The organism is Pelagicoccus enzymogenes (assembly GCF_014803405.1).
Lineage (GTDB): Bacteria > Verrucomicrobiota > Verrucomicrobiia > Opitutales > Opitutaceae > Pelagicoccus > Pelagicoccus enzymogenes.
On sequence record NZ_JACYFG010000032.1, the window covers coordinates 39616 to 58858 of the forward strand.

Here is a 19243-nt window from a genome sequence, read left to right on the forward strand (position 1 = left end):
CGCTTATATTGTTACGAGTTCGATCTAGGGATCGTAGGTATTACAGCCGTACGGTATGCCTCGTTTCGATCGAACGTTTCCATTGAAGGATTTTTGAGGCTATTTGATTACGGTATATGTATATAGGATACAGGTTGGCTTAGGGCAGCGTGACGCATTCACCGAATGGGATTGCTGCTCTATAAAAAGGCTTTGGAAAACTCACAAAGCCCTGTGGGTAAGTCCGAATGAGCCGAACGATGGAAAAACTAAAGGGGGGGCTTTAGCTGCTAGTTTGAGAAATCGCTATCTGCGGTATCATTTTTGAATTGGGGTAGTCTAATAACAAAGGTGCCGTGGACGGTAGTTAGCCGAGGCCTGTCAATCGGCCGACACGTGACGCATTTTCGAAGGGGAAGCGGGGGTGCTCGAAACGGTCTATTAGGGCTGGTAAAAGATCCCATTATCCACCCTGGAGTTCCAGCTGAATAATGCGTATTAGGATGTAGGAATGAGTTTCAGCAGCGCATAATACTTGGTTGTAGGTCTTTACTACAGAGAAACTTGTAACTTTGCGTTTGCCGCTTGAGAAAAGACGGCAATGGACTGCAACTACATAAATGGCAGCTACCATTCCGGTAGCTGCCAAGGGTAACAAAGCCCCGCACTTTCGGTGGAAAGCGCTAAGGGTGACAAGATATTATTGCAGTGGTTTGTTTGTGAATTGGAGCCACTCTTTCAATGGTTCGTCCAGCTGTTTGACTTTGGATGGGTACTTATCGGCTAGATTCACTCGGTCACTTTTGTCCTGCTTCAGATTGTAAAGCTCCTCTCTCGCTCCACTCGACTTCCATGAGATGAGCTTGTCCCACCGGAGCAGAGACGTATCCACGCTCGTACAACAAGGACTCGCTGAACAATTTGTCCAAGTTGGGCGTCTCCAGATGGGGATGCCCCATGAATCCGTAGTCGCTCCAGGTTTGGTCGTCGCTGATAATGAGGACAACGTTTGGCTGTTTCGCAGCGATAATGGAGCTCAAGCAAGAAATCACTGCAAGCAGAGGTATCACGAACTTGGTCTTTTTCATTGTATTGGAAAGAGCGCGGGGTGGACTAGCGCTGGGACCTGAATCGAAACACGCCAGCTGGAAGGGTGTAAATTCCAGCCTGTTGGCCGTATGTATAAGGTTTTGTGTGAATGCGTTCCCAAGTGGGCTCGCTTAGGAATTCAATTGAGTCGCTATTGCGGGCGGGAACGTGCACCTCCGCGATAGCGTTTGGAGGAATTTCCACTAGGAGCTCGAATGTCGTTCCCTCGATCGACCATTCGCAGCGGGCGAGGCCCTGTGGAGTTTGCAGAGAAGTCTTGGCCCACTGCAAACCGCCCCCTGCTTGGGGGCGTATAAGGAGTTTCTTGTATCCAATACTTTTTGACGTCTGGTCTATTCCGCCGACAGCGCGATAGAGCCACTCGCCGATAGCTCCGTATGCGTAATGGTTAAACGAATTCATGCCGTCGTCGCCGAAGCCGGAGTCTTTTGTCCAGCTGTTCCAGCGTTCCCACATAGTGGTGGCTCCGTTTTCGATAGGGTAGAGCCAGCCCGGATAACTCGTTTGCAGAAGAATTCGATAGGCGAGGTCGTGCAGTCCATAGCGGGAAAGGACAGGGCAGAGAAGGGGGGGTCCCAAAAAGCCGGTGGACAAATGGTTTTCGCGACGCTCGATTAGCTGAACGAGGCGCTTGAGGGACCTTTCGCGCTGCGGAGATTCGAGGAGGTCGAATGCGAGTGCGAGCAGGTATGCCGTTTGGGAATCCCCTACGAGTAGTCCGTTGGGAGAAACAAACTCTTTCCGAAAGGCGATTCTGATATCATTGCGTAGCTTTGTGAATCGTTCGATATCCTCTTCGTAGCCGAACAGGTTCGCGATTCTTATCATGATGTCCGTGGTCCTGGCGAAGTAGGCGGTCCCGACCAGCTCGCATGGGGTGGAAGACCAATCCGGACGGATCGCGTCCACCGCGAGCCAGTCTCCGTAGGCAGTCGCAGGGCGGATAAGTCCATTGCTTGTACCTTCTTGGTAGTCGATCCAACTTACCATGTGGGAGTAATAGCCTTCCAGCAGTGTAGCGTCGCCGTAGGCCCGATAAATTTCCCATGGACAGATGATGCCTGCGTCCGCCCAGCCAGCGTTTCCGTGTCGATGAGAATTCGTGTCGATTGCAAACTTCAGATCGCGACGCAGGGAGAATACGTCAGGTGCGATGTCGGGATAGGCTCCGTCGCCTGTTTGCCCGTCGTTTAGCGTTTGTATCCACTGTACGAAAAAAGAGGATACATCATAGTTGAAAGTTGCCGTTGGGATAAAAACCTGTGCATCGCCTGTCCAGCCAAGCCGCTCGTCGCGCTGCGGGCAGTCGGTAGGCAGTTCAAGGAAGTTCCCTTTTTGTCCCCATTGGATATTACTCTGAAGTTGATTGAGTTGCGGGTTCGAGCACTCGAAGTTGCCAGTTCGCTCCATATCGCAATGGAGGACGTGGGCGGTAAGCGTATTTTTGGTTGGCTTGGTCTTTAATCCAGAGATTTGAACGTATCTGAATCCATGATACGTAAAGGTGGGGAAGTACGTCTCGTCCGCCTCTCCGCTGCAGATGTACTGATCGGTCGCTTTGGCGCTTCTTAAGTTGTCCAGGTAGAGAGTGCCATCGCTTTTGAGCATCTCTGCGAAACGCAGGATGATCTTTTGTCCGGCTTCGCCATTGATTTTGAGTTCGACTGCACCGGTCATGTTTTGACCGAAGTCGAAAATGTAGCGATCGCGGGAATGGGCGGTGATAGAGATTGCCTTCAGGTTTTCCTGGGAGCGAGTGAGGGGGCCGTTGCGGGGGAGTATATCGGCGTTTGGTGGCGGAAAGGTATGGGCTGCTTTCCATGACGACGAAGAGCGGAAGTCGGGCTTGTTCCACCCGGGCATCTCTTTTCGAGCGTCGTAGCTTTCACCGTCATAGATATCGGAGGCCCGTATAGGGCCGGTGGAGCTCGCCCATTCTTCGTCGCTTTTGACGACTTGCCGTTTACCGTCGGCGTAGTCTATTTCCAATTGGCAAAGCAGGCTGAGCTGGTCTCCGTAGTTAGCACGGGTCGGCGGAAAAAATAAATTGCCGCGGTACCAGCCGTCGCCGAGTACAACGCCGATCGCATTAACATTTTTGTTGAGGAGCTTGCTGACGTCGTAAGTAAGATACGGAATCGTCTTGCGGTATTCGGTCCAGCCGGGAGCGAATCGGTCCTCGGAAACCTTCGCTCCGTTGATGCTTGCCTCGAACAGTCCACGGGCAGTCACGTAAAGACGTGCAGAGCGAACAGGCTCGTCGCGTAGACTGAACTCTTTGCGTAGGTACGGACTGGGTACAGAGCCTTTATCGCCCTTGTCGAGTCGACCGATCCACTTCGCTTGCCAGTCGCTCGGCTCAAGCAGCCCCGCCTCAAAGAAAGCAGTTTTGCTCCACTTGCTCAATTTTCCCCACGCGTCCCAGATCGCCACGCGCCAATAGACTCTCTCCCTCGATGAAAGAAGAGGGCCGTCGTAGGCGATATCCAAACTGACGTCGGTATCGATGCGACCCGTATCCCAAAGCAGGTCTTGCTGGGCGAAGTTGTGTGGGCTGGTTGCGGCCTGGATTCGGTAGGCCATCTGAGCAGCCCCGTAGCGCTTGTCGACCTGTCGCCAGGAAAGTCGAGGTTTGCGGGCGCAGATGCCGATTGGATTCTCGCGAAGGTTTACTCTAAGGTTCGTAACGGATGGCGCTGAGTTGCGGCTGGCTTCAGGGGTGTTTTTGAATTTTGGTGACATCAGCAGTACCGGGGCGTGAGGCATGTCATGGAAGAGGCGCGACGATTGGTCTAGGCCTTGCCGGGGAATGTGCTTGCCTATTGGGGAAGGAGGGCGGAGGAGCCGGCATGCTCCTTGGAGTATAGGCTACGAAGAATGATGAAGCTTCGTTCGGCTGTCTATTGGATCAAATCCATACATATTGAATCACGGCGGGTGTATTGCCCGCCGCTTGCGGGGAACAATGCTAGACAGGGCGAGCTTAGGCTCCGGCGGCGGCCTTCTGGCGCTTGTAGGTGCGACGTAAGAGAACACCGATTGTGAAGACGAGTCCGCCGCAGAATAGGAAGGCGAATCGTCCCTCGATCGGGTTGGGGATTGCGGTAAGCAGAAGGATGAACGCTCCGAAGCTCATGGCGACGCCGCCCATCATGCCAGCTTGCTTGTAGTCTGTCTTGGCTCCTTCGCACTCTTCTTCGGAGATGGGGGTGCGCATGCGAACGTTGAAGGATTCGATCTCTTTGCGTCGCTTCTCCGACATGCGCTTGTAGAACAGCATCGTGAAGAAAAACCAGGAGCTGCAAGTTGCTAGGTTGGCGAAGAGGCCAATGCTCGGTATCCAGGTTTCAACTTCGGCTCGAGTCAGTTCTCTACCCAGTTGTCCCGCAAGCCAGTCGGTGTTGAAAAAGTAGAAAACAGTCAACGAGGTCATGAAGCCTACCATGGTGGTAGACCACGCAGCCCATGAAGGGGCTTTTTTGGTGAAGATCACCAGGGCGAGCGGGATCGTCATGGGCACCGCGAGCATGGAACCTGTCCATTGTACGAGTTTGAAAAGTCCGAATTGCTTCAGCTCGGTGAAGAACAGGGCCAAGCTGATGATCAAGCCGCCAAGGAATACCGTGGTGATGCGGCTGGTGAGCATGAGTTCCTTTTCGCTGGCGTTGGGGCGAAGCACTGGAAGGTAGAAGTTTCTGACGAAGATGCCGGCGTTCCGGTTTAAGCCGGTGTCCATGCAAGAGACAGTGGCTCCGAGCATAGCGCAGATCATCAGCCCCATCATGCCCATAGGCAGGTACTCCAGTGCAACGACGATGTAGGCGGCCTCCGCAGGGTTGTTCAATTCCGGAATGATCGCTCCAATATCTGGATACAGGATAGCTGCTGCCAAAGGCGGTATAAACCAGATGACCGGACCGATGTATGAAAGGATAGCTGCCAGGCCGGCTGCCTTGCGAGCATGGTCCGAGTTCTTGACCGCGAGGTAGCGTCCGGATTCGATGAGGTTGTTGCAGTTGACGAGCTGTCGGGCGATGTTCGAAAGCATCCAAAAGGCTAGCAATCCATAGGTGAAGGGAGCGGAAAGGTCGAGATGGCCCTCCGGCATTTTAGCTACGAACTCGCTGGGACCGCCGACGGCGCTCATGGCGAAGATAGCGGCTACGATGGTTACGGGCACCATCACCAGCAGTTGAACGAAGTCGTTTGAAGACGAGGCCCAAGAGCCTCCCAAAAGGGTGGAAGTGATTACGACGACGCCAGTGATAACGATCGCAGTTTCGAGAGGAAGTTCGAAGGAAACGGAAATGAAGAGGCAGAGCCCGAACAGCCAACCAGCTCCTCCGAGAATCCCGAGAGGAATGCTGAACCAAGTATAGAATTGCTGGCTGAACTTGTCGAAACGCTCCCGCACGGCTTCGACGGTAGTGATGGCTCGCATCTGGCGGGAGCGGGCGGCGAAATAGAAGTAGTTGACGGTGAAGCCGAGGGCGTTGCCGAGGTAGATGGTGAGCACTCCCCAGCCGTCGTTATAGGCCTTGGAGGCGGCCCCGGTGAAGGTCCAGGCGCTGAACTGGACCATGAAGGCCGAGGCTCCGACGAGCCACCACATCATGTTGCCGCCGCCGCGGAAGTAGTCGCTCGTGTTGGACACGAATTTCGAGGTGAGGTAACCTACTGATAGGAGCAGGCCGAAGTAGGCTGCGATGACGATGTAGTCGTAGATAGTCATTTGACGGGGCTGGGAGAGAGGACTGCAGTCCTTAAACCGCCATATTCGCAGGATACTTGGCCCAGTATCAATTGGCCTCGAATCAATACAGATAGAGTCTTCGATTCCGATTCGCCCGTGAGGCGAGATCCGGGAGCTCGCTACCTTTGGGTGCGAGAGATGCCTTGGAAAAAGGAAAGCAGGGAAGGGTCGCTTCCGTTTTCCAGCAGTCGGTTGTTGCGGTAGGCATCTACAAGTCTCTCCAAGTCAGCGATCCGATAGCGAATGCGCTGACCTCGTTCATTGTCAGCGGTGCGTCTAATTTGTTTGAATACACGGATATCCTGGGTCTTGGGGACGATATCGACGCCATCCTTAATCGCCGATTCGACCGAATCGAAGTGGTGGTGTTCAGCCAACACGATGCGACTCGGCTCCAAAACCAAGGTGTATCCATAATCCCCGTAAGCTTCGGAGAAGGCTCCGTCGATGGTGATGGCTTTGCCGCTGCGCTTCATGGGAGACTCGCCTTGTTCCAGTTTAACCGGGACGTGTCCGTTTACGATGAGGCCCTCCTCGGTATCTGCCTCGAACTCCTGCAAGACTTTGTCGCAGAACGCGGCCTCGTGAATGAGGTCGAAGTAGGGATCCTTCTTTTCGGCATGAGGTTTCTTGTCGGCGATGAAGTCGCGTTCGAAGGTAGCGATTCGCTCCTTGCCGAAGAGGGGCGAGAGAGGGCCACACCAGAGATACCAGAGAAAGTCGACGTCGTTAGGTTCCGCTCGTTCGATGCTGCGTCGCACGACCATTTCGATTCCTTCGAAAAGTTCCTTGCCCGAAAGCGGCTCTCCGTCGACTTCGAAAGAAAGGAATTCGCCGCTGGGGCTAGTGGGCACGCAGCCGTGAAAGATCAGGCAACATCCACGTTTCAAGTACATCGACCCGTGGTTGACCATGAATTCCATTTGTTCCCTGAGCTTCTGGCTGCGCAGGAACGACTGCTTCAGCCTGTCCAGGCAAGCCTGCTCCTCGACGCTCAGTTCGTAGGGACGCTCCGGATTGACCGTCGGCAAGTTCTTGTCGCGCAGCTCGTAGGTTTCACCGTCGATTTCGACGGTTCCCTTTTCGTAGTCGATGCGGTGCATGAGTCGGCGGTGCTCGAGGTCCCAGTGGGGATTGCGTTCGATCATCTGTCCCTCGAGCTTGAACTGCATCACGGCGATCGCCTTCTGCATGCGGGCGACCAGTTCGATAGGTCTCATGCCGGAACCCTTGGGCATGAAGTGCTTGGCAGGATCGTTTCCGTACACGGTGTGAGCTAGGTGCTCCAGAGGAGTCAGTGGAACGCTGTAGCCTTCGTCGAGCTGACTGAGCCGGCGATAACGGAGTGAGATGCGTAGGGCGGTGCAGATCAGGGCTTCGTTGCCCAAGGCTGCTCCCAGCCAAACGGCGTCATGGTTTCCCCAGATAAAGGATACGTTCGGCTGCAAGCGGAGGTAGTCGACGACGCGATCGCCGCGAGGGCCGCGATCCCAGCAATCGCCGCCAATGATGAGCTCGTCGACCGCTAGGTTGCGAATCAGACGGCCGATGATGTGGATGAGGTGGAGTAGGCGCCCTTGTCGCAGCAACTCTACGATGATGGCCTCGATAAATTCGTTCCCGGCCTGGTTGGAAGGAGCGTGCAGGATTTCGAGGAGGAGGTCCTTGTAGTCGTCAGGCAGCAGCTCGGTGGCCAGGCGTAGACTGTAGTTTGACATCAGGTGCCGCAACAGGGCGAACTGAGGGCCGAGCACGCGGCGGGCGAAATCGGCGATTTCGGTTTGATCGTTGAGCTCCCTCTCCAGCTTGGCGGTGACTTCCGCCGGATAGAAGGTTAGCTTGAGAAACTCGCTCAGGTTCTCCGATGTCATCGTGTTGCCGAACAACTGCTCGACCAGAGGGCGCAAGGTTCCGGAGGCGTTATTGATGATGTGCTGCAGCTTCTTGTCCTCGCCATGGATGTCGCTGATGATGTGGATGGCCCCTTGCGGCAGCGTTTGCACGGCGGATAGGCGAGCTATTTCTGCGATGGCCGCGTCCACATTGGGAAATTTCGAGGCGAGCAGCTCGAGGGAAGAAAGGTCCGCTCCGGGACGTTTGAAGGAAAGGGTATTGGTTTTCATGAGGAGGCTACGAGCGAGGGGCGAAGGATGAGGTGTTAGGAATTTGCTTTCAGCGAAAATGCAAGCTGAGCGTCAGATGGTAGCTCGCTCTTCGATCTGCAACGAGACTAGGTTCGATACAGATGGAGCACAAGTGATAGTTATCCAATCCATTCGTTAACCTAGAGTACTATGTAGTGGAGAGACCGATACGCAACTCGGGAGAGGGTTTAGCGCGATCGCTTCCGCTGGAGGGCTATCGTTCGCGGTAAGCTCGTGGAGAGAGGCCGACGCATTTCCGAAAGCAGCGGGAGAAGTAGAGCGGGTCCTCGAACCCGAGTTCGTGGGCGATGTCTTTTATGGCGCGATCACTGGATTTCAATAGCTCTCCGGCTCTCTGGATGCGCAGCTCGTTCAGGTAGTTCATGGGACTGGTTCCGGTGTGCTGACGAAATCGCTGGCTGAATTGGGTGACGGAGTAGCCGGCAAGCTTGGCGTAGGTTTCGAGCGATCTCGGATTCGAAAGGTCGTCCCGCATGCTGTTCATCGCAGTTTCTATCCTGTGAGTGGACCTAGAATTGTCCATGTCGAGAGGGTTCTCATGGAGGCTGATCAGGATTTTGATCAGAGACAAGGAGAGCTGCAAGGTGGTGTGCTCGGTGTATCCACGTTCGACGGCTCCGAGTATTGCACGGAAATGACGTTTGAGATTTTCGCTCGCCGCGCAGTGGAGGATGGGACTATTAGGGTGGAAGGCGGTCCAGGAAAGCAGGGCATCGGCTCCGCGACTCTCGAAGTCGATCCAGTAAAGGTTCCAGAAGGACTTGGGACTTGGCCAGTAAACGCAGTTGGTTCTCTTAGGGATTAGGGCGGCTTGTTTCGCCTTCAGTTCGCGTTTGAGTCCTCGGCTTTCCATCCAACCGCTACCCTCGGCCACGAAAAGGATTCTATTGCGGCCGGCAGCGGGGGTGCCTTTACGTTCATGCGGTTCTGAGCTGTTTTGATTGCCGACCTCCGTCACCAGAAAATCAGCGGTAAAAGGTCGGGAGCGGGCCAAGGACAGTACTCGCTGGGGAGTGCGGAAAAGGCGGACCTCTTTTTTGAAGGCTTCAGTGATTTCCGAAATATTGTCCATGTTATGCGTAAGCCTGTGTATTCACTCGCCTGATGCAAGATGATAAAATCGCACTTTTAATTCTATTACGCTATGAAGTTTGGTGTTCAGTATTATCCTAGCCATTGGCCGGAGAGCCAGTGGGCCGCAGATATTGCAAAGATGAAAGAAGTGGGCGTAAAGTTCGTCCGCATGGGTGACCTGAGCTGGAGCGCTTTCGAGCCTGCGCCCGGGGAATTCGACTTTTCCTGGATGGAAAGGGCGATCGCTATGATGGGAGATGCAGGGATCAAGACGATCCTCTGCACTTGCTCGCGTACGCCGCCGCCATGGCTGTACCGAAAGCATCCGGAGATCTTACCGAAGGATCAGAATGGTGTGACACGGTATCAAGATGGGCGATACGCGGTCGCGATGTCGCATCCTGTTTTTCAGCGTGAAGCGCTGCGAATCGATCAGGCGATGGTCGACTATTTCGCGGGCAACGAAAACATCATATCTTGGCAGATAGACAACGAAATTGGGTGTCACAACGACTGCTATGGTGATCACAGCATGTCCCAATTTCATGCGTATCTGAAAGAAAAATACAAATCCCCCAATGCTCTAAACGAAGCATGGGGCGAGCATTTCTGGGCGTTTCAGATTCAGGAGTTCGAGGACGTGCCACGACCCTTTGAGAATCCTCATATCCAGCTGGAATATCGTCGCTTTTTGTCTTCGCTGAATGTGGATTTCGGCCGGTCGCGTTACCGGATGATGAAGGCGGCGGATCCGGACAAGCCGGTAACGACCAATTTTCAGAATCTGTATTGGGATCACACTGATTACCATGCGCTGTCGAACGAGATCGATGTGAATGGGATGAATCACTATCCGGCTCGCACTCCGGAGCTGGCGCTAGATTGCCTGCGCGGAGACAAGGGAGAGGTTTGGGTGCTGGAGCAGCAATCGCACCTGGCAGCCATCGATTCGCCAACGGGCTGGACAAGGCTTTGGGCCTGGATGGCTATTGCCCACGGAGCGAGCGCCTTGATCTTTTTCCGGTGGCGTCAGTGCCGTTACGGGTGTGAGCAGTTCGGTGACGGCTTGTTGCCGCACAGTAACCGCGAGGGCCGTCTCTTCAAGGAATTCGCTAAGATGGGCGCTGAATTGGAAGTATTGGCGGATGTTATCGAGCCGACGAAACCTGATTCCAAGGTTGCTTTGACCTATAGCTACGAGTCGCGCTGGGCGGTCAAGGCGAGTGTGTACGGAGAGGAAATCGACCCTGTTTACGAAGCGGTAGATTTACATAAGTCACTGGCCAAGGTCGTGACTTCGGTGGATTGCTTGGACCCTCGCGCTGACCTTTCGAAGTATCGCTTGGTGATCGCTCCTCGCTTGTGGTTGATCGACGATGCGGTGGCGAATAACCTACGTTCCTTCGTGGAGGCGGGGGGTACGCTTTGCCTGACGGCTGGTTCTGGTATTGTGGACGAAGTGGGAAAATGCTTCGCGGAACCGCGCCCCGGGAAGCTGTGCGATCTTGCCGGTATATGGTGTAGCGACTTCGTGGGTACAAAAGGACTCGAACTTGTGTTGGAGAGTGAAGTAGATACTCGTTTAAGTGGCCTGAGGGCCAGCGTGGCCGCCGATGAAATCAATATCGATGGCGCCGAAGTCGTCGCCAAGCACGGAAACGGTTGGCGTAAAGGTCTCCCTGCGATCACTCGGAATCGGGTGGGTAAGGGGCAAGTGATTTATGTGGGGGTTCGCCTCGATACTTCGGAAATGTTGCCGCTTATCAGTTGGCTCACTGAGGAAGCAGGAATCGAGCAGGAATTCGATCGCGTAGAAGGTGTGACTGTTTACGAGCGAGTTTGTGACGACTATCGACTACTCTTTCTACTGAACTGGACTGACGAGGCGAAGGCTATGTCAATCGGCAGTGGCTGGGCGGATGCGGCGAGCGGGGAAGCGGTTGGCGAAGAGGTCGAGATTGGGGCTACTGATATGCGGGTGCTGAAGCGTTAGTATTTTTGCCACAAAAAGGCGCGAAGAATATTGCATCCTGTACCGGCCGTATAAGGCCGGCTTTTCGTGGCTAAACAGAGTTCTCCTACTGATAGATTTCGATGTAATCGATCTCTACTGTGCCTTCAATTCTGTTGCTGAAGTCGATGCGGATCGTGTTTATCTGTCCTTGCCAGTCGGGATCGGAGCGCATGTCGATTTCGAAGATTTGCCAGTCGCCGTTGGCAGTGGGGTTCATTTGAACTCCGTTGCCAGCTTCTCCGCCGCCTTCGGGTGAAAAATATAGAAGCCAATTTGTGCTTGAAGTTTGGTTACGCGCTCGGACTCGGATGTGAAAGTAGTTGTCCGCGTTAACGGAGCCGTCGTTCATGCGAATGTAGGGATCCTGACGGTCGGAGTTCATGGTTAGAGTTAAGATTCCTCCCGTGATACTTGCGTCGAGGTCTTTGGTGAACATGTTCTCTTCTCCGTCGTACCAGTCGAATCGCTTGAACACGGTTGGCTGTGGAGGGCTGAATAGCCGATAAAAGGCGGGGACATTGGCATCTTCTAGCGAGAGATAGAGAGTATTTGGCGTTCCGTCTGGTATCGTTTCCCAGCCATCTGGCGCGAGGGACCCGCTTTGTCTTTGCAGTATCTGGTCGTTGGCCAACCAGGAGATTTCGAATTGCTTTGTGGCAGGGTTGAGAGAACCTTCGATAAACGGTCCATCGGCAAATTTGTAGTCGATGACGCGCAATGGTGTGGGCGTTTCCTCAGCCGTGGGTTTCAGCTCCTGCGCATAGGTGGAGAGGATTCCTTGGGAATGCCAACGGCTGAGGTCGATGACGCCGTCGCCACCATCGGTGAATTCGTTTTGGGTGAAGATGCTGTTCCATTCCCAAGCGGTTTTCTCTGCATTTGGTTTGCCATGAGCGATACGGGTGCGTCCTCCCGCCGTGTAGACTAGGTAGAGGTTTTTCTGTGAATCTCCGATTAGCGAAGGACGGCTACCGGAGAAGTCGAGCACCTGGGTTTGCCAGTCTCCTGCATTGTCTCTCCAGTAGTGATGGTAGCGCGTGGTGGTCGTCCCTTCTGTGTAGTGCCGGAGCATTACGTGGATTGTGCCGTCGGGAAAAGCGTAGTGGGTGCATTGATTGATCGCGTTGCGTAGTGGAAGTATGGGGATGACGGTGATGTCGGGAGTATCGATGGTGATGAGCGTTTCCTTGGCGTCTGTTCCCGTGATGGAGACGAGCTGCCCCTCGTTGTTGTACCACGTTTTTCCATCGTCGTCGCTGTAGGCGTAGCATAGGTCGTGGTTGCCGTCTAGCGAGGTGCCGGTAAACACGTCTCGCCAGAGCCAGGTGACATGCAAGCGATTGCCCGCGTAGCTGATGGCATTTATATAGGCGTAGCGGTAGGGGCTGGTCTCGCTGCGGTCAGAAGCGATTTGACCGTCGCCGTTTCGGTCGAAGGTATAGGTGCCTTTGTCGCGGGCGATAAACTTGCCCAGAGCTTCCCGCCAGTCGTGAGTGCTTGCGTCGTATTCGAAGAGGTAGCTGTCGCCGTTACCTGAGGTGACGTAGCGGAAATAGAGAAGGAGGTTGCCGCTGGGGGTCGGAAGGAAGCGCGGATAGGTGAAATCGATGATGGTGTCGTCTTTGGCCTCGATGCTGGTGATAGGCCCGAGTCGGCTAAGGTTTTTGCTGAAGAGGCTCGCGTCCCACGTCACGGATTCCGGGTTGGTGGCGACGCCGGGAGCGGTGAAGCGATAGTTGAGCTCGGACTTGTGGTGATCGTAGGCCAAGTGGATGGAACCGTCGCCTTCTGCTATGCCGATTACAGTGACGTTGTGGCTGTCATTGTTCTCGATCTTGTAGTCGGTGAATCGGATGACATCCCATTTGCTGTTGGGCAGCTTACGGCGAGCGACGCAAAGGTTGCGGTTGTGATCGTAGTAGGTCGCGTACTGGTAGCCTTTGAAGGTTTGGATGGGCCACTGTTGGTGCGTCTTGCCGTTGATGTGGGTTCCGAATTTGGTTGGCCCGTAAGGCGACGGAGTTGCGTCAGCTGGAAAGGTCAGAGCCTTATCGTCGACAAGGCTATTCGACAGCTCGAAGACCTCGATTCCGTTTGTATTGGTAATGTGGGTACTGGCAAGGGCTACGATAGCGAGGGCAGTTTGTTGGGCGCGCTTCATGAGAATCCAAAGGTTCGTAAATAAGAATTGCCGTTTTGCTCGAGCTCCGAGGGAACGATGGTGGTTCTTTTGGGCAGGTTAGGATTCCTGCCTCGGTCCGTGAAAAAGCTTTCCTGCTCCGTAGGTTTGGTAGCCCTGGTAGGCAAGGTATTCGGGCTGGGCCTGCACTCTCGGAGATATGTCGAAAATGAGTTCCCATTTGTAAAGACACCGGTCTTTTCCGGTTTGAGTCCGCTCATGAAGGAACTTCGCGAAGCCGAGCAGATAGGAATGCTGCAGTGGGCGTTGGTAATGGTGGCCCCGCGTGATGCGAGCCGGTCGAAATTTGGGGGCAAGGTTTGAGGATGACCTCCGAGCGGACCGATCCAGTCATTCAAGTAGTTAACGGTGGTGATGAGAAAATTTGGTTTTTTCTCGGCTTGGAGCGGGAAACTTACAACCGCCATGAAGACGATTTTGGCGATGATTTTCAGGTAATCTCGATTCAATGCAGCTTCGGGGTTGGGGGCTGGTAGAGGGGGTCGGTACAATCCAACGAGATGGTGTGTTGGGCTTCCATGAATTCCATCAGTATCGAAATCTTTCGCTAGGCAGAGGGATCTCTTGGCGCGAAAGCTTGACGCAGGAAGCTTCCGATCAAAGCTACCGATGTGGAACCCGCTAATTCACGCGTCAATCAAGCTGAAATCGCCCGTGCTTTGGGCTTGAGCCAATCAACTGTGTCTATCGCCCTCAAGGGAGATACGCGGGTTGCGAAAAAGACGAGGGAAGCGATCAAGAAGAAGGCAGAGGAACTGGGCTACGTACCTGATCCCAACCTGTTTGCCTTGTCGCTTTATCGCACGCAATCCAAGGCGGACAAGATTGTGGCCGGCATGGCTTGGGTGACCAATTTCCCTACGAAGGACGGATGGAAGGACATGCGGATGATTCGCGACTATCGCAAAGGGGCCGAGGAACAAGCCAGGAAAATGGGGTATCAGCTCTACGACTTTTGGCTCGGAGATCCGGAAGTCTCATCGCAGCGTTTTCGTCAAATCCTACTTGCCCGGGGCATACGTGGTCTCATTTTCGCGCCACAGGCGGAATTCCACACGACGATCGACTTGGACTTTTCCGATTTTGCAGCGGTCACGCTTGGCTACACCCTCTGGAAACCGGAGTTGCACCTCGTGTCGAACCATCAGCACCGCACCATTCGCTTGGCGTATCGAAGCTTGCAGAACTTGGGCTACCAGAAGATTGGCATGGTGATGAACAGCTGGGTCGACAGACGAGTTGCTGGCTCCTTCACCGGAGGCTTTTTGAGCCTCAATCCGACGCTCAAAGGCAAAGGTTTCGTAGCTCCGCACTTGTATGAGGATTTCGACAGCACCGCATTTGAAAAGTGGTTCAACAAGTGGAAGCCCGACGCTCTGATATCAAGCGGGGATTGCAGCAAGAACGTTAAGGAATGGGCGAAAAACAAAGGGTTGGTTTTGGGGAAAGACTTTGCGTTCGCGGAATTGAACTTGATGGATTTGGACGGATCGATCGCAGGTGTTTCGCAACGGGGAGAACTTATTGGTAAGTCCGCAGCCAGTGTCGTCGATTCCTTGCTCAACCATTTTGAGTACGGCATCCCTGCTGCGCCTTTGCGTACCCTAGTAGAAGGTGTCTGGGTCGATGGCGCGACCGCTCCTCGAAAAGGGTAAAATCGCCGTAGTTGTAAGCCGGCTACGAGAACGGTCGCAAGTTAGGTCGGGTGTTACGTGAAAAAAGTTCCCCTAATGGGCGGTAAATCTCTCGCGAAAAGAGTCTCTTAGTCGTGAGAAATTGTAGTGAAATTTGGATACGACGCTCGGCAGTCTGCTTGGTTGTTTGCTTGGTATGATCAACAAAAAGCCCCCGACTCCTGAGAGACGGGGGCCAAGCTTATGGGGTGGTAGCTAAGATTCTTGACTAGAAGCTGAAGGAATTGGTCAAGCGGAAGGTCGTTGGTTGATTTAGACCGAAGACCGGGCTGCCATCCGCGTTGACGCGGATGATGCGCAGGTCGTCGCCCTGCTTGAACACGTTATCCACATTCAACTGGACGCGCCAGTCGATCTTGTCGCCGTGCAACTTACCCTTGTAGTTGACCATGAGACCGCCCGTTACGTGAGAATCGCCCTCATAAGGATTGTTCACGTCGCGGCGGACTGGTTGGAATTCTTCTCCATCGATCTGGCCGTTCCCATTGGTGTCTGGGTTCGGGAAGTTGAATGGCAGTTCGTCCAGTTCGACGGGAATCGAGACGTAGCCCAAGGCCTTTCCGCTTTCCCAACGGAGGTTGGTGCCAAAGGAGAAGCCCTTCATGAATCCGTCGCGGAAGCTGTAGTTCGCTGTGATACGAGCGTTGTACTCGGAGATACCGTGGCTAGCTACACCTTGCACGGCGAGCGCCTCGAGAATATCGTCACCAACGGTTTGGTAGAAGCGAGCGGTCAAGAGGTTCGAGTCCGGAGCGCGGCCACCAAGGGTGTCGACGAGGAAGGCGTTGTCTGGAAGAGGGCCATCGGCGTCATCGGCTGTGTCCCAAACTGGGAGATCTCCGTTGTCAGCAGCGATTGATCCTGGTCGCGCGAAGTACTGAGTCGCGTCATTGTGGCCATTAGAGTGGTACCCTTGGCTGATGAATTGATTCCAGTATTCGCCACGCAGAGCTACGTATTCGAGCGTTTGAGAGTGAACGTTCGAGATCGCATTTTCGAGACGGGAAACGCTGCCGCGCAGACGCAGGTTTTTGGTCGGGTTCCAAGTACCGCTCAACTCCCAGCCTTTGGATACCGAGTCGAAGGTGGTGTTGGAATCCTCGGGACGGTCCCATCTCTGAGCGTCGTCGTCGTAGGTCCACTGAGGCACTCCGTTGTCGTTAATGATCTGCTCTCCGGTCTCTTCATCAATATCTGGAATGCGGGAGAAACCGCTCTCAACAATGAGATTGCCGTTTGCGTCGATGCCGGCCACACGCTCCCAGTCTTCGATCGTGTACGGAGTATTTTCACCGTTCTCGATGAAACGTTGGTCAAGAGCTTTGAGGGTGTCGTGTACGAAGCGTTCGAAGCTGACCATGCGGGACCAGACAAGACCGTTGCCTTGACGGGCGTTGACCTGTGCCGACTCGAAGACGTTGAACTTCAGGTCGAGCTTGTTCTCGAAGAGCGTCATACCGAAGCCGTACTCGGTCGTTTCACCGCCTTGGGAAGGAATGCGTCGACCGAAGCCGTCAAAGTTAACGGTGGACAGGTCGAAGTTCTCCGAATCGTTGTAGAAGAAGCGCAACCAGGGCGTGGCGTGGAAAACGACACTGCCGGTCATAAGTTCCTCCTTTTGCACGAGGTCCGAGGTGTTTACGGAAGTATCCCAGTCGGATCGCTCATCACCGTCGCTAATGCGGTCCCATGCAGGAGTTGGGTCTGGGAAGCGATCGTAAATCACGGTCTCAACTTCGTCGGAGCGCCAGCCCACAGTGGTTACGAGCCTAGTATCAAACGGCAGGTCGAGGTAACTTTGCAGGGACGTACCGTAGCCAGTCTGGTCCAGGCCGTTGAAAGCGAGCGTGCCACCGATGATGCCCGGAGCGATCTCGAGACCCTCTTCATTCACCGTCCAGCGACCGCGGTCGTCGTTGCCGGTCGTGTCGTAGTAGTAGTGACCAATACGGTTGTTGAGGTGAGGACGGGTGCTGTCTGGAGCTCCAGTGAAGTTCAAAGTAGTATCTCCGACCTGCACGGGATCGCCCACGTAGAAGATTGGCCAGAACCAACGGTTAGAGGAGTGCTGGTCATTTGGACCGGTTCTCAAAATATCTTCGTTGTAGGTGGCAACATCGCTCGCACGGTAAGTGAGCGCGTCGTCTCTAGAAGCGGATCCGAAAAGAGTGATACGATGCAAGCCGAGGAAACCGAGTCGATCCGAGCGGTCTCTGAAGTCGAGATCGTAGTTCGCTTGGAACAGTGCCGCCTCGGACTGGAAGTCCTCGTAGCCGCTGATGTGGCGACCATGGAAGAAGGGGCGAAGGAAGTTCGGGTTCTGTTCACGATTGGCAACCTGCTCAAGGAAGAGCGCGTTGTTGGCAGCGATCTCTTCAAGCTCACCCTCGGCTGGGAGACGGGTCTTGTTGCCTGCTCTCCGAATAGTAAGCGAACCACCGTTGTTGATGTGATCGATGATCGTCTGAGCCTGGAAAACGGCTTCATCGATAGTCGGGTCGACACTCGAACCGCCAGGGAATGCAATCACATCGCCTTCGGGACTAAGAAGGTTTTTAACCTGCGGGGCTCCGAAGAAGAGACCAGGGTCCTGAATCGCGCCTGGGAGGTAGCGGTTTACGTCGATGGAGATCGCTTGAGACTGAGCTAGTGGACCGAAGTTTTGGTTACGCTCGTAGTCTTCTTTCAGATACGAAAGAGAAAGGTACAGATCCTCGTTTACCTTTTGCTCCCAGTTGAAGCCAAACTTCTGGCTTTTTACCTCTTGGAAGTTTCCGGGCAGGGTGCTGAGCTCTTGATCGTAGATCGGGAAGATGCTCTCGTCGAGTACCTGAGGGTCGGCGTAGGCGTTACCGTCACGGTTGTCGAACGCATGCGAACTGCGAGCAAAACGTACGCGAGAGCGCGGGTACGCGTTACGTCCGTTTCCGTTTTGCGGCTGACCGCCGTTGACGCGAATGTTACCGTAAAGGGTTGTCAGGCCATCTCCAGCAGGGCTGTAAGGGATGGACCAGTCACCACCGGAGTAAGTTGCATCACCGGAGTAGTAACCGGTGACTGCTCGCTCACGACCGTCCATGTGCCGAATCCATTGAGCTTCGAACTCTAGTGGATTACCGTCCGCGTCCACCCTGACTCTCTCGTCGAAGACGTAGTCGCCTGTAGGGACAGGGCGTCCGTTGGAAGTACCTGGCCAGGAAGCGTCCCAGATGAAGTTGCGCTCGCGGAACTCGTCAAGGCTCATGTCACCATAACGATCCGGGTCTTCCGCCTGTAGCTCGGCCAGGCGAGTGCCTGCGTTGTTCCAAGCTTGTAGCCAATCGCTGACATTGTCCTGCGGCAGGCGGTAGTTCGGACGGCGGCCAATCGCAGAAGTGCGTTCGATGTAGGCGTCGATCGTGGTCTTCTCGAACGGCTTGTATCGGAATGTCAAAAACGCTTTGCGATCGAGATTCTCAGCGGTCTTTGCCATGTACTTCGTGTCTGAAACGACACCCGCGAAACGGGCCGCTAGCTTGTCCTCGATCAGAACGCGGCTGAAGTCGACCTGCACGCGGCGAGAACCGAAATTGTCGAGACGGAAGTTGATATTATTGATATCACGGCTCAGGTGAGCCTTCTTGGTCGTATAGTTCACGACGCCAGCGGGGCGTCCGAGACCGAAGAGAAGTGAGTTCGGACCTCTCAGAAACTCCGTACGCTGCATATTGTAGCGGTCCATTGGCCCTCTCACCTTCAGGTAATTGGCCGAATTCGTCGCACGGCCAAGACCGCGAATACGCACGGAGCTTTCACGGGAATTCGGGTCGGAGAAGTCGCCGCCGATGTAACCACCTCCTCCAGGATTGGAGATGCTTTGCGTATCGTTTGTAAGGTCGGTTTCGACACCAGCGAGCATCGACAAGGCACCGTCGAGATCGGTAGCTCCTAGGTCGTCGAGAAAGGCGTCTGTCAGAACCTCGACCGAAGCAGCGACGTCCTTGAGTTGCGTGTTCAGTCGACTTCCTGCGGTGGTCGACTGGGCGCGGTAACCGTCGTCGCCGTCGGAGGAGACGGTGAAAGGCGAGAGTTCGAAGATTTCTTCATCGTCTGTCTCTCCTGAGTTCTGGGCCTGAAGGGAGGCCCAGGGGGTCGTTGCTGCCAGCGTTATCGCCAACCAGCCACTTTTCGGGATCTTATTCATGTTATTCTGCAGTTTGCTATGGGTTGCGCCACCCGCAGGTTAACCGAAGACCCTGGAATCGCGAAGCGAGG

8 protein-coding genes and 1 pseudogene are annotated in these 19243 nt (G+C 54.5%); 2 read left to right on the plus strand and 7 right to left on the minus strand.

Translation table 11 applies throughout. The features are described 5' to 3' along the window. Positions 1-848: 848 nt before the first annotated feature. From IEN85_RS11020 to IEN85_RS11040, 5 genes and pseudogenes are all read right to left on the minus strand, one after another. Positions 849-1067 (minus strand): annotated as a pseudogene (locus IEN85_RS11020) (sulfatase-like hydrolase/transferase); the annotation flags it as partial. 25 nt (positions 1068-1092) lie between these two features. Continuing rightward, a complete protein-coding gene (locus IEN85_RS11025; RefSeq protein WP_191617141.1) occupies positions 1093-3831 on the minus strand; it encodes an alpha-L-rhamnosidase in 2739 nt (912 codons plus the stop codon). A 241-nt stretch (positions 3832-4072) separates the two neighbouring features. Then, entirely contained in the window at positions 4073-5821 is a 1749-nt protein-coding gene (locus IEN85_RS11030) for a sodium:solute symporter family transporter (protein ID WP_191617142.1), read from the minus strand. A gap of 140 nt (positions 5822-5961) precedes the next feature. Next, entirely contained in the window at positions 5962-7965 is a 2004-nt protein-coding gene (locus IEN85_RS11035) for a fructose-bisphosphatase class III (protein ID WP_191617143.1), read from the minus strand. Between the two features lie 235 nt (positions 7966-8200). Continuing rightward, a complete protein-coding gene (locus IEN85_RS11040) occupies positions 8201-9079 on the minus strand; it encodes a helix-turn-helix domain-containing protein (protein ID WP_191617144.1) in 879 nt (292 codons plus the stop codon). Between the two features lie 72 nt (positions 9080-9151). Here IEN85_RS11040 and IEN85_RS11045 point away from each other — a divergent pair, with 72 nt between their 5' ends. Beyond that, complete coding sequence (locus IEN85_RS11045; protein WP_191617145.1) at positions 9152-11074, plus strand: beta-galactosidase; 1923 nt, start codon at positions 9152-9154, stop codon at positions 11072-11074. Positions 11075-11159: 85 nt separating this feature from the next. Here IEN85_RS11045 and IEN85_RS11050 read toward each other — a convergent pair whose 3' ends face one another. After that, entirely contained in the window at positions 11160-13256 is a 2097-nt protein-coding gene (locus tag IEN85_RS11050) for a BNR repeat-containing protein (protein WP_191617146.1), read from the minus strand. 650 nt (positions 13257-13906) lie between these two features. Between IEN85_RS11050 and IEN85_RS11060 the strand changes: the two genes are divergently transcribed. Then, on the plus strand, positions 13907-14950 hold the full coding sequence (locus IEN85_RS11060; RefSeq protein WP_318186609.1) for a LacI family DNA-binding transcriptional regulator: 1044 nt from the start codon (positions 13907-13909) through the stop codon (positions 14948-14950). Between the two features lie 247 nt (positions 14951-15197). Here the strand turns inward: IEN85_RS11060 and IEN85_RS11065 are convergent, their stop codons facing one another. After that, positions 15198-19172, minus strand: coding sequence for a TonB-dependent receptor plug domain-containing protein (locus IEN85_RS11065; RefSeq protein WP_191617149.1), 3975 nt, complete (start codon positions 19170-19172; stop codon positions 15198-15200). Between the last annotated feature and the right edge of the window lie 71 nt (positions 19173-19243).